We start from the raw sequence: 11531 nt of genomic DNA, 5'->3' as shown, positions 1-11531 counted from the left end.
CCGCACGCGGCGCCGCCCCTGCTTGACTGTGGGATGGTGCCGGAGGGACTGAAGGTCGAGGAATCCCCGACGGGGGCGGGGCGCGGGGTGTTCGCGACCCGCTCGTTCGAGGAGGGCGAGGAGATCGAGCGGTGCCCGATGCTCGTCGCCGAGCCGGATCGCGGCGACGCTCTCGAGTCGGGAGCCGAGGGGTACGTCTTCGGGTGGGCGGACGGCCGCACCGCGCTCGCCCTCGGCTACGGCTCGCTCTACAACCACAGCTACGACCCGAACGCCACGACGCTCGAGACCGGTGACGAGCTGGTGATCACCGCGACGCGCGAGATCCGCGTCGGCGACGAGATCTACATCAACTACATGGGCACGGCGACCGACGGGGTCTGGTTCGACGTCCTGGAGTGAACGGGCCCCCGCCCGATCGGCCGCTCGTGCGGTGCGCCGGCGCCGGGCGTCGGGGATCACGGCCGCGCCGCTCAGCGCGGTTGGCACAGCGGGCAGTGGTACGAGGTGCGGTTCGCGATGTCGAGGCGCACGATCTCCGAGCCGCAGCGCAGGCACCGTTCGCGCTTGTAGACGTAGGTCGCCTCCGAGCGAGGGATCCGCCGGTTGCGCGCGACCCCCGACTCGTCGCGCCCGACGGTGACGATTCGGCCGTCCTTCACCCCCTGGCGCAGCATCCCCGAGATCGTCGCCCACAGCGCCTCGAGCTCGGCGGGGTCGCAGTCGGTCCCCGTCCGCAGCGGGTGGATCCCGCACACGAACAGCGACTCGGCTCGGTACACGTTGCCGACCCCCGCCACGACCGACTGGTCCATCAGCAGGTCGCCGACGCCACGCCGGCTGCGTGAGACCCTCTCGATCATCGCGTCCGGCTTCGACCGCCGACGCAGGGGGTCGGGTCCGAGGCGGGCGATGATCCCCCGACGCACCCCCGGAGGATCGATCGTGCACGCCGTCGGTCCGGCCAGGTCGATCGCCACGTCGTCGGTCGCGAGGCGCATGCGGACCTGCCCGCGCGGCTCGGGCAGGCCGTCGTCCCCGCTGCGCGAGATGCGGTACTTCCCGAACAGCCCGAGGTGGACGTGGCCGATCTCGCGCGAGTCCCAGTGGTAGAAGAGGTGCTTTCCGTAGGCCTCGATCCGTTCGAGGACGTGACCGTCGACGCGCTCGGCATCGGCGGCGAAGCGGCCCTGCGGGCTCGACACGGCCACCTCGCGCCCGACGAGCAGCTTCGAGTGGTCGCGGGCGATGCGGTGGATGGTGTGTCCCTCGGGCACGGCCGTCGACCGTACCGCTCGGGCACCTAGAGTTCGCCCCGTGCTCGAGCTGGACACCGAGAAGCTGTCGGCCTGCGTGTCGTGCGGCCTGTGCCTGCCGCACTGCCCGACGTTCCGGGTCACCGGGGAGGAGGCGTACTCGCCGCGCGGGCGCATCGACGCCATGCGGGGCGTGGTGGACGACGGGCTCGAGATGGACGACGAGTTCGTCGAGTTCATGGAGACCTGCGTGCAGTGCAGGGGCTGCGAGCCCGCGTGCCCGAGCAACGTCGAGTTCGGTTCGCTGATGGAGGCGACGCGCGCCGAGCTGGCTTCCACCGGGCGCTCGACACCGTGGTGGCAACGGCTCGCGCTGCGCGCTCTCGGCCACCACCGCCTGCTGCTGGCGGGCTCGTCCGCGCTGGCGATCGCGCAGCGGGCGCGGCTGGTGCCGAGGCGCCTCGGCCTCGGCGAGCTCCCGGTGCGGCGCCCGCCCGCGCTCACCTCGACCGGTGACGACGTCTGGCTGTTCACCGGGTGCGTGATGGACGCGTGGCAGCGCGGCACCCACCGATCGGCGGCCGCGCTGGTCGGCGCGGTCGGCGCGACGTACCGGGTGCCGGGCGCAGGCGCGTCGTGCTGCGGCGCGCTGCACCTCCACGCCGGGCTGCACGATCGCACCGTCGAGCACGCCCGGCGAGTCATCGAAGCGATGCCCGGTGACGCCCCGGTGCTGGTCGACTCCGCCGGCTGCGGCGCCGTGCTCAAGGAGTACGGCGACCTCGTCGGGACGCAGGAGGCCCGGCGCTTCGCCCGTCGCGTCGTCGACGTCGACGAGTGGCTGGCCGCGCGGGTCGACGACCTCCCCGAGCCCGGCGGGCCGCGGCCGGTCGTGCTCGTCCAGGATCCCTGCCACCTGCGCCACGTCCAGCGCGTCGAGAGCTCGGTGCGCACGCTGCTCGGCCACGTCGCGGACGTCGTCGAGCTCGACGACGACGGGCTGTGCTGCGGGGCGGGTGGCGCGTACTCGGCGCTGCAGCCGGCGATGGCCGGTGACATCCGCGAGCGCAAGTTCGAAGCGATCGACCGCGCCCTGCTGCGGGCGGCGCCGACCGTGATCGCCAGCGCCAACCCGGGGTGCGCGATGCACCTCGCGCGAGGAGCGGCGCAGCGAGGCCTGGGGGTCGCCCACCCGGTCGACGTGGTCGCGGAGTCGCTCGGGCTCGCCCAGCGCTCGTGATCGACGTCGCGCACCTGGCCGAGCGACTCCGCTCGCTCGCCGAGGAGCTCGACGAGATCGCCCTCGACCGACTCCGCGAGGCGTCGGCACACGGAGAGGTCGAGCGACCCCGTGGCGACAAGCGGTTGATGCAGGCGCGTCGAGCGATCGAGAAGGCGGCGCACCTGCTCGACGACGTGGACGCCTGATCCCGCCATCGCGGCCGACGAGTCACGCACGGTGATCGTCGCGGTCTCGATCGCTCGTCTCGACGGATCCGTGATCCGATCGCGGTCGCGGCCCGAACCCCACGCGCCGGGGAACGACCCCGGCGCGGAAGGATCCCACCGATGAAGAAGCTCATGATCTCCACCACGACGGCGCTCGTCGCCGCCATCGGCCTCGGCGGCACCGCCCTGGCTGCTCACGACCAGGTGAAGAACGACAAGGTCGACAAGTACACCTACTCGCTCGATCCCGTCCAGGACCCGAGCATCCCGAACTCGCAGGCCTCGGGGAGCACCACGATCACGGTCCTGCCCAACGGCGACGTCAAGGTCAAGGTCACGGCCACGGGTCTCGCCCCGAACCTGCCCCACCTGATGCACCTCCACGACGTGCTCGGCAGCGCCCCGAGCGACTGCCCCGCCGGCACCCCCGGCGACGTGGTGACGGTGGCCGACGGGCTGCCCGCCTACGGAGCCATCCAGCTCCCGCTCCCGACCCAGGTGGCCGACGCTGGCGGTTCGATCTCCTACAACGCCAAGTTCCCGGCGGACACCCCGCTCGCCACCGACGCGTCGACCACCCTCGGCGACATCGCCGGGACCGCCCAGGTCGTGGTCCACGGCATCGACTTCGACGGCAACGGCGAGTACGCCATCGTGGCCGGCGACCCGTTCGCCTCGCAGGAGTCGTCGATCGTCCCCGGGGCCCCGCTGGAGCTGACCGCTCCCGTGCTCTGCGGCGGCATCGACAACTGACCCCCACCGGTCGGCCACGCCGATCGGACCCCCGCTGCCTCCCGGTCGTGTCCACGACCGGGAGGCGGCGCGCCCGGGCGGCGACGTTCGGACCGGACCGGCGCGTCAGCCGTCGGCGTTGAGCGCCCGGATCAGCGCGAGCAGCTCGACGTAGCCGCGCTTGGTGAACTCGAACGCGATCCGGTCGAGCTCGACGTGGTCGTCGTCGCGCCGTTCCACGCGCGTCGCCTCGATCCGCTCGATCGCCCCTCGGGAGCACAGCCCCGAGAACGTCTCGTTCAGCTCCTCGAGCCGACCGTCGGAGGGCCCTCGACGCATCCGCACCACCAACCGGTCGCCGACGACGCGGATCGAGTGGTAGTTGGAGTAGAAGCGCTCGATCACCTCGCACGCCACCTCGCAGGAGTCGGTGATCGTGTACATCTCGGTGTCGCCGGGCGACACCAGGCCCCGCGCCGCGAGCTGCTCGCGCACCAGCTCGTCGACGCGCTCCCAGAACGGGTCACCCGGCGAGTCCAGCAGGACGATCGGGACCGGCAGGCTCTTGCCCGTCTGCACCAGGGTGAGCAGCTCGAACATCTCGTCGAGGGTCCCGAAGCCGCCGGGGAGGCAGACGAACGCCTGGGACTCCTTGATCAGCATCAGCTTGCGGGTGAAGAAGTACTTCATCGCGACGTGCTTGTCGTCGCCCGCGATGATCGAGTTCGCCCCGCTCTCGAACGGCAGCCGGATCGACACCCCGATCGAGCGGGCGACACCTGCGCCCTCCATCCCGGCCTGCATGATCCCCGGGCCGGCGCCGGTGACGGTCATCCAGCCCCGCGCCGCCAGGATGGACGCCAGGTCGCGGGCCTGGGCGTAGAGCGGATCGTCGGAGGTGGTGCGCGCCGAGCCGAAGATCGACACCTTGGACTCGTCCTTGTAGGGCGCGAACACGCGGTACGCGGCACGCATCTCGGCGAGCGCCGCGGCGGCGATCTTGAGGTCGAGGGTGTCGGGGGCGTCGGACACGAGCCCGATCGCCTCGGAGACGAGCGACTCCGCCAGCCGAACATTCCGGGAAACTCCGAGCTGCTCGACCACCGAACGGGCGGCGGGGTCGATGGGGTCGTGTACACCGGAGGACATGCAGAGGGGACTCTACGAGGCACCGGGCGACGAGGTGGTCGACGACGCACCCGGTGCGACGCCCCCGGACGTCGACGAGCCGGTCGGTCGGGACCCGCGCACCGAGGCCTCCGCGGACGGGGTGCGCCGGCGGACCCGCTGGGCCGGCGTGCTGCTCGGTCTCGTCGCCACCGGCGGGGGACTCGGCGTCGCCGAGCTCGTCGTCGCGCTGGTCCGGGGCTCGGCCTCGCCGCTGGTGCCCGTCGGCCAGGAGTTCATCGACATCACCCCGGCGTGGTTGAAGGACTGGGCGATCCAGGTGTTCGGCACCGGCGACAAGCTCGCCCTCGTCGCCGGAGCGCTGGTGGTGATCCTCGGGCTGGGGTCCGTGGTCGGGATGCTCGCCGTGCGCTCGGCGATGGGCGCCGCGGTCGCGCTCACCGGAGCCATCGGCTTCGTCGGCGCGTGGGCGGTGCTCGTGAGACCGGAGCCGTCGCTCGCCAAGCTGCTCCCCACGACGATCGGCACGGTGGTGTCGCTGCTGGTGCTCCGGTGGCTCGCCCCGATCGCCCGGGCGGCGTGCGGCGCCGGAGGCGGGGGAGCGATCTCGGTGCCGGCCCCCGCCTCGGCTCCCGATCGCCGGCGGTTCCTGACCGGTGCGGCGGGGATCGGCTCGTCGGCCGTCGTGTCGGCCGTCGTCGGACGGATCCTGCGACGTCGGTTCGAGATCGACGACGAGCGATCCACACTCGTGCTGCCCGACGTGGTCGAGCCATCGGCGACCGGCGCCGCCGAGGGATCCTCGCTCGACGTCGACGGGATCACGCCCTTCGTCGTCCCGACGGGCGACTTCTACCGCATCGACACCGCGCTCGTCGTCCCGCAGGTGTCGCGCGACGAGTGGTCGCTGACGATCGGCGGGATGGTCGACCGGCCGCGGACCTACACCTTCGACGACCTCCTCGCTCTGCCGCAGATGGAGCGCCAGGCGACGCTCTCGTGCGTGTCCAACCCGGTCGGCGGCGACCTCGTCGGCAACGCGGTCTGGCAGGGGGTGTCGTTCGCGGACGTGCTGCGCAGCGCCGGGATCCGCGACGGCGCCACCCAGGTCGTGTCGCGCTCCGTCGACGGGTGGACGGCCGGCTCACCGACCGAGGTCATCATGGACGGCCGCGACGCGATGCTCGCGTACGCGATGAACGGCGAACCGCTCCCGGCCGAGCACGGCTACCCGGTGCGCATCGTCGTCCCCGGCCTGTACGGATACGTGTCGGCGACGAAGTGGGTGTCCGAGATCGAGCTGACCCGCTGGGAGGACTTCGACGCGTACTGGGTCCCGCGCGGGTGGTCCAAGACCGGGCCGGTCAAGACGATGGCCCGCATCGACACCCCCCGCACGGGCGCGTCGCGATCGGGTGTCGTCCCCGTCGGCGGGGTGGCGTGGGCGGTCCACGTGGGGATCTCGGCGGTCCAGGTACGCATCGACGGCGGGGAGTGGATCGAAGCGGAGCTCGGAGACGTCCCGTCGCGGGACACGTGGCGCCAGTGGGTCCTGCGGTGGGACACCTCGAGCGTGGCACCGGGCGAGCACGTGGTGGAGGTGCGTGCCCTCGACGGCGACGGGCAGCCCCAGCCCGAGCAGCCGAAGGCGGTCGCACCCGACGGTGCGCAGGGGTACCACCGGATCCGGATCGAGACGAGCTGACCCGGTCGGTCGCGGCGCCGGCGGGTGGCGAGCGGCGGCCGGGGACGACTCAGCCGACGGAGGAGAAGAAGGCCCGGAGCTGGCGGCCGAAGGCGGCGTCGAACTCGTCGTAGAGCGGACGCAACGTCGGCGGAGTCCAGCTCGGCGGGGCGAGCGCGTCGGGCAGTTGCGGTTCGGAGCGCAGGAACCGCACGGCGGCCGCCGCCGCCGTGAACGTCGCCGGCAGCGTGTCGACGTCGCCTGCGTCGATCGCCCGTCGCTGGCGTCGCAGCGCGGCGGCGATCGCCACGGCGTGGCGCTCCAGGTCGTCGAGCGGCCACAGGCGTGCGACCAGGGCGGGCCCGCGGATCCCGGTGAGCGGGCCGACGGTCACGAGCACGCCCCGCTGGTCGGGGGGAGCGAGGTTGGCGGGGCGCATCCAGATGTCCGGTCGCAGCTCGGCCAGGCGCGCGGCGTGCATCGCGTCGCGGAACGCACGCCGCTCGGCCACCGGGCGTCGGTCACCTTCGGCGACGGCGGTGATCCAGGCCCCGTCCCAGGATCGCGTCGGGCTGACCCGCCCCGCGTCCTGCTCGCGCTGGCGGTCGAGGAGGCGGCCGGCGAGCGAGTAGCGCCCGTCGTCGCCGACCAGTTCACCGGCGGCCACCATCCTCGACAGCGAGGTGCGCGTCGTGCCCGAACGGATGCCGAACAGCTCGGCGAGCGCGACGAGCGCACGGACGGGCAGGACCGGAGGGTGGCTCCCGAGGAGGGCGGAGAGCACGACCGAGCGGGCGCCGAGCGGTTCGATCCCCAGCTCGGGGAGCGGGTCGTCCGACGAGGTCGGGCGCACCGGACGATCGAGCGCGTCACCCACGTCGCACGGGCACCCGACGTCGACACATGACATGATCGTTGTTCATGATGGACGAGAAGTGTAACATCAGGGCATGACCGCCGCGACGGCTCCCACGGCTCGCACCCTCGTCCCCACCGCCGACGACCTGCCCGACGTCCTTCCCACCGATCGGCTCAACTCCCGAGGGATGGCGACGCGGGCGTGGCGCCCCGAGCTGCGCCGGATCGCGGACGTGCGCAACGTCGCGACGGTGGCGTGGGCGCTGCTGCTCACCTTCGGCGTCGTCGCGCTGGCGGGTGTGCTCCACACCTGGTGGGCGTACCTCGTGGCGTTCGTGCTGATGGGCGCCGGGCACGCCCGGCTGAACATCCTCGGTCACGAAGCGGCGCACCGGCTGCTGTTCTCCGACCGTCGGGCCAACGATCTCGTGGGGCGCTGGCTCCTCGCCTACCCCAGCTTCCAGGCGATGCTCGCCTACCGTCGTTCGCACTTCGCGCACCACCGCGACGAGCTGGGTCCCGAGGAACCCGACCTCGCGCTCTACTCCGGCTACCCGGTCCCGCCCGACTCTTGGCGGCGCAAGCTCACCCGCGACGCAATCGGCATCAGCGCCTACAAGAACTTCCTTGGCCTGTACCGAGCGGTCCGCTCCGGCGCGCGCGAGGCGCGTCAGATCCTCGCAGTCCACGTCGTCCTGCTCGGCGCCTCGATCGTGGTGATGCGTCCGCTCACGTACGTGGTGTGGGTGCTCTCGTGGTCGACGCTGTGGCGGGTGTCGAACCGCCTCCGATCGATCGCCGAGCACGGCGGCATGGTCCGCTCGAAGGACCGGCGCCTGACCACCCACGTCGTCGAGCAATCCCCGCTGGCGCGCTCGTTCATGGTGCCCTACAACACGGGGTACCACCTGGCGCACCACGTCGACATGGGGGTGCCGTGGCGCAACCTGCCGCGGCTGCACGCCGAGCTCGTCGAGTCCGGCTGGGTCGTCCCCGACATCGTCCACCCCGACTACCCGTCGTTCTGGCGGGCTGCGTCGTCGGGCCACGCGGAGCTGCCCGACGCACCGGGAGCGGGGAGCGGACGGTCGAGCACGCTCAGCGTCTGACCCCTCGCGTCGCACCCGCGATCCGACCCCATCTGCGATGCGACGGGGAGAGGGATCCGGAGGCGCGTCGGGCCGTCAGCGTCGGCGCGAGCCCGAGCGGTTCGAGAACGCGTCCCACAGCTTCTTGAGCAGGGTGACCTTGGCGAACGACGAGAGGAGTCCCATGGACCATTCCTAGCCGAGCGACCCGGCGGTGGGCTCGTCCACCTCGTCGCCCGGCTCTCAGTCGCGCATCTCGGCGGCTTTGCCGGCGAGCGTCTCGATCAGCTCGTCGAACGCCTCGGCGAAGCTCTCGACGCCCTCGCGCTCGAGCTGGGCGGCGACGTCGTCCATGTCGACGCCGACCTCGGCGAGCTGCGACCACACCGCACGTGCCTCGTCGACGCCGCGGTCGACGGTCCGCTCGACCGTCCCGTGGTCGACGAACGCCTCGATGGTCGAGTCGGGGAGGGTGTTGACCGTGTCGGGGCCGATGAGCTCGTCGACGTAGAGCGTGTCGGGGTAGTCGTCGTTCTTCGTCGACGTCGACGCCCACAGCGGGCGCTGGACCCGGGCGCCGCGCTCGGCGAGGGGATCCCAGCGCTCCCCCGAGAACTTCTGCCGGAACAGGTCGTACGCGAGCTTGCCCTGGGCGACGGCGGCCTTCCCGCGCAGCGCGAGCGCGTCGTCGGTGCCGATCTCCTCGAGGCGCGCGTCGACCTCGACGTCGACGCGACTGATGAAGAAGCTCGCCACGCTCGCCACCGACGACAGCTCGGCGTCGGGATCGCCGGCGAACTTCTCGATGCCGGCGATGTACGCCTCGATCACCTGCTCGTAGCGGGGCAGGCTGAAGATCAAGGTCACGTTGACGTTGCGACCCTCGGCGATCATCGCCTCGATCGGGCCGAGGCCCGCCTCGGTCCCGGGGATCTTGACCATCAGGTTGCGCCGATCGATGCGCTGGTGGAGCTCGCGGGCGGCCGATTCGGTCCCGGCCGAGTCGTGAGCGAGATCGGGAGCGACCTCCACGCTGACGAAGCCGTCCGTCCCGTCGGAGTGGTCGTACACCTTCGAGAACACGTCGCAGGCGCCGTGGATGTCCTGCACCACCATCGCCCAGTAGACGTCCTCGGTGGAGGGGTCGTCACCGGACATCTCCCGGAACTGATCGTCGTAGTCGTCCGATCCCGAGATCGCCTTCTGGAAGATCGACGGGTTCGAGGTGAGCCCCCGGACCCCGCCGTCACGGAGCTCGACCAGCTCACCGGAGGTGAGGTAGTCGCGTCGGAGGTTGTCGAGCCAGGGGCTCTGACCCTGCTCGTCGTAGAGGTTCTGCAGTCGGTCGCTCATGAGGTGCTCCAGGGGTGCTCGCTGGTGGTTCCGTCGATCAGATCTCGGGCGTGGGTGACGACGTGGTCGGGGTTGATCCCGAGTCGGTCGAGCACCTCCGCTCCCGGTGCGCTCGCCCCGAAGCGCTCGATGCCGATCGAGTCGTCCGCGTAGCGACCCCACCCGAAGGTGACGCCGGCCTCGACGGACAGCACGGGGACGCCGTCGGGGAAGATCGTGCGCTTGAACGCATCGTCCTGCTCCTCGAAGCGATCGATGCTCGGCATCGACACCACCTGGGCGGCGATCCCGTCCGTCGTCAGTCGCTCCGCGGCCTCCACGCACACCGAGACCTCGCTGCCGGTCCCGACGAGCACCACCTGCGCATCGCCCTGCGCGTCACGCACGATCCCCGCGCCGCGCGCGACGGCCGAGCCGTCGGTCGTGACCGGGATGCCCTGGCGGCTCAGCACGAGCACGGAGGGGCCGTCGTGGCGGACGACGTCGGCCCAGGCGTGGATCGTCTCGTTGCCGTCGGCCGGGCGCACCACGTGCAGCTCGGGGATCGCACGGACGGCGGCGAGCTGCTCCACCGGCTGGTGGGTGGGTCCGTCCTCGCCGACGCCGACGGAGTCGTGGGTGAACACGAAGCAGACCTTCGCCCTCGACAGCGCGGCGAGGCGCATCGGCGGGCGCATGTAGTCGGAGAACACGAAGAACGTCGCGGCCACGGGGAGGACGCCTCCGTGCTGGGCCATGCCGACCGACGCGGCGCCCATCGCGTGCTCGCGGATGCCGTAGTGGAAGTACCGCCCGTCCGGAGCCGAGGCGGTGAACGGATGCGACTCGCCGAGCGACACCCCGTTGCTCCCCTGGAGATCGGCGGAGCCGCTGACCAGGCCCGGGAGGTCGGCGTACGTCGCGTCGATCGCCCTCTGGATCGCCTTGCGGGTCGCGAGCTCCTCACCCTGGTCGTAGCTGGGCAGGTCCTCGTCCCAGCCGTCGAGGCCGGTCGCCTCCCACGACGCGGACCACTCCGGGGTGGACGTCACCGACGACGACGCCTCGCTCCAGGCGTCGTGGGCGCCGAAGCCGCGCTCGGCGGAGTGGGTGCGGTAGGCGTCGACGAGCTCGTCGGGGGCCCAGAACGACTCGTCCGGGATCCCCATCACCTCCTTCGTCCTGGTGACGTCCTGCGCGGTGAACGGGTTGCCGTGCGCCTCGTGGTCGTCCTCCCAGGTGGGGGAGGGGCGCCCGACGTGGGTGCGCAGCACGAGGAACGACGGCTTGTCGGTCTCCTTGGCGGCGTTCAGCGCCTCCTCCAGCGCGTCGAGGTCGTCACCGATGTCGCCGAGCTCGACGACGTCCCAGTCGTATGCCCGGAAGCGCGCGGCCATGTCGATCCCGGTCGCGAGATCGGTCGAGCCGTCGATCGTGATCCGGTTGTCGTCGAAGACGCAGACGAGCCGACCGAGGCCGAGGTGTCCGGCGAGGTCGGCCGCCTCGTGGCTGATCCCCTCCATCATGCAGCCGTCTCCGGCGATCACGAAGGTGTGGTGGTCGATGGCCTCCGCGCCGAAGCGGGCCCGCAGGCCGGCCTCCGCGATCGCCATGCCGACGGCGTTGCCGAAGCCCTGGCCGAGCGGCCCGGTGGTGACCTCGACCCCCGCGGTGTGACCCGCCTCGGGGTGGCCGGGCGTCTTCGACTCGAACGAGCGGAACGCCTCCAGGTCGGAGAGCTCGAGGCCGTACCCGGAGAGGAACAGCATCGAGTACTGCAGGATCGAGGCGTGCCCGTTCGACAGCATGAATCGGTCCCGGTCGGGCCACGCGGGATCGGCCGGGTCGTACTTCATCACCCGGCTGTAGAGCACGTGCGCGAGGGGAGCGAGGGCCATCGCGGTCCCCTGGTGGCCGCTGCTCGCCGCGAGGGGGGCGTCCATCGCCATCCCCCGGATGAGATCGACGGCCTGGCTGTCCTGTTCTCGGGTCAACGTCACGCGC

At 71.8% G+C, this 11531-nt stretch carries 11 protein-coding genes; 6 read left to right on the top strand and 5 right to left on the bottom strand.

Going from position 1 to position 11531, the window contains the following annotated elements; genetic code table 11:
- Window positions 1-36 precede the first annotated feature (36 nt).
- The gene (locus ACOOHC_RS10430; RefSeq protein ID WP_420450342.1) at window positions 37-402 is read left to right on the top strand and encodes an SET domain-containing protein-lysine N-methyltransferase; all 366 of its coding nucleotides are present in this window, start codon (window positions 37-39) and stop codon (window positions 400-402) included.
- A 71-nt stretch (window positions 403-473) separates the two neighbouring features.
- On the opposite strand, the gene ACOOHC_RS10425 is transcribed toward ACOOHC_RS10430, so the two are convergent.
- A complete protein-coding gene (locus ACOOHC_RS10425; RefSeq protein ID WP_420450341.1) occupies window positions 474-1277 on the bottom strand; it encodes an Fpg/Nei family DNA glycosylase in 804 nt (267 codons plus the stop codon).
- A gap of 40 nt (window positions 1278-1317) precedes the next feature.
- On the opposite strand from ACOOHC_RS10425, the gene ACOOHC_RS10420 reads away from it, so the two are divergent.
- The 3 genes from ACOOHC_RS10420 to ACOOHC_RS10410 all read left to right on the top strand — a co-directional run bounded on the left by ACOOHC_RS10420 (window position 1318) and on the right by ACOOHC_RS10410 (window position 3458).
- Window positions 1318-2496, top strand: coding sequence for a (Fe-S)-binding protein (locus ACOOHC_RS10420; protein ID WP_420450340.1), 1179 nt, complete (start codon window positions 1318-1320; stop codon window positions 2494-2496).
- The gene (locus ACOOHC_RS10415) at window positions 2493-2684 is read left to right on the top strand and encodes a hypothetical protein (protein ID WP_420450339.1); all 192 of its coding nucleotides are present in this window, start codon (window positions 2493-2495) and stop codon (window positions 2682-2684) included. Before ACOOHC_RS10420 ends, ACOOHC_RS10415 begins: the two co-directional genes overlap by 4 nt.
- A 141-nt stretch (window positions 2685-2825) precedes the next feature.
- The gene (locus ACOOHC_RS10410) at window positions 2826-3458 is read left to right on the top strand and encodes a hypothetical protein (RefSeq protein WP_420450338.1); all 633 of its coding nucleotides are present in this window, start codon (window positions 2826-2828) and stop codon (window positions 3456-3458) included.
- Between the two features lie 105 nt (window positions 3459-3563).
- Here ACOOHC_RS10410 and ACOOHC_RS10405 read toward each other — a convergent pair whose 3' ends face one another.
- Entirely contained in the window at window positions 3564-4586 is a 1023-nt protein-coding gene (locus ACOOHC_RS10405) for a TIGR00730 family Rossman fold protein (RefSeq protein WP_420450337.1), read from the bottom strand.
- Between ACOOHC_RS10405 and ACOOHC_RS10400 the strand changes: the two genes are divergently transcribed.
- A complete protein-coding gene (locus tag ACOOHC_RS10400; RefSeq protein ID WP_420450336.1) occupies window positions 4585-6270 on the top strand; it encodes a molybdopterin-dependent oxidoreductase in 1686 nt (561 codons plus the stop codon). The two genes, ACOOHC_RS10405 and ACOOHC_RS10400, sit on opposite strands and share 2 nt — an antisense overlap.
- 49 nt (window positions 6271-6319) lie before the next feature.
- On the opposite strand, the gene ACOOHC_RS10395 is transcribed toward ACOOHC_RS10400, so the two are convergent.
- Window positions 6320-7159: a PaaX domain-containing protein, C- domain protein gene (locus ACOOHC_RS10395; RefSeq protein WP_420450335.1), complete on the bottom strand. Its 840-nt coding sequence runs from the start codon at window positions 7157-7159 to the stop codon at window positions 6320-6322.
- Window positions 7160-7199: 40 nt separating this feature from the next.
- Between ACOOHC_RS10395 and ACOOHC_RS10390 the strand changes: the two genes are divergently transcribed.
- Window positions 7200-8216: a fatty acid desaturase family protein gene (locus ACOOHC_RS10390; protein WP_420450334.1), complete on the top strand. Its 1017-nt coding sequence runs from the start codon at window positions 7200-7202 to the stop codon at window positions 8214-8216.
- A 222-nt stretch (window positions 8217-8438) separates the two neighbouring features.
- On the opposite strand, the gene tal is transcribed toward ACOOHC_RS10390, so the two are convergent.
- On the bottom strand, window positions 8439-9548 hold the full coding sequence (gene tal, locus ACOOHC_RS10385) for a transaldolase (RefSeq protein WP_420450333.1): 1110 nt from the start codon (window positions 9546-9548) through the stop codon (window positions 8439-8441).
- Window positions 9545-11527 carry a transketolase gene (tkt, locus tag ACOOHC_RS10380; RefSeq protein ID WP_420450332.1) on the bottom strand — a complete coding sequence of 661 codons (1983 nt, stop codon included), beginning with the start codon at window positions 11525-11527 and terminating at the stop codon, window positions 9545-9547. The genes tal and tkt overlap by 4 nt, the downstream gene beginning before the upstream one ends.
- Window positions 11528-11531: the final 4 nt, after the last annotated feature.

Source organism: Ilumatobacter sp. (assembly GCF_965215205.1).
Lineage (GTDB): Bacteria > Actinomycetota > Acidimicrobiia > Acidimicrobiales > Ilumatobacteraceae > Ilumatobacter_A.
This window is presented reverse-complemented; position numbering and strand designations above follow the sequence as displayed.

What these genes read in the sequence shown, in the direction of transcription:
- ACOOHC_RS10390 (WP_420450334.1), top strand. Translation starts at nt 7,200, where the DNA reads ATGACCGCCGCGACGGCTCCCACGGCTCGCACCCTCGTCCCCACCGCC.
- ACOOHC_RS10395 (WP_420450335.1), bottom strand. Translation starts at nt 7,159, where the DNA reads ATGTCATGTGTCGACGTCGGGTGCCCGTGCGACGTGGGTGACGCGCTC.
- ACOOHC_RS10400 (WP_420450336.1), top strand. Translation starts at nt 4,585, where the DNA reads ATGCAGAGGGGACTCTACGAGGCACCGGGCGACGAGGTGGTCGACGAC.
- tal (WP_420450333.1), bottom strand. Translation starts at nt 9,548, where the DNA reads ATGAGCGACCGACTGCAGAACCTCTACGACGAGCAGGGTCAGAGCCCC.
- ACOOHC_RS10410 (WP_420450338.1), top strand. Translation starts at nt 2,826, where the DNA reads ATGAAGAAGCTCATGATCTCCACCACGACGGCGCTCGTCGCCGCCATC.
- ACOOHC_RS10405 (WP_420450337.1), bottom strand. Translation starts at nt 4,586, where the DNA reads ATGTCCTCCGGTGTACACGACCCCATCGACCCCGCCGCCCGTTCGGTG.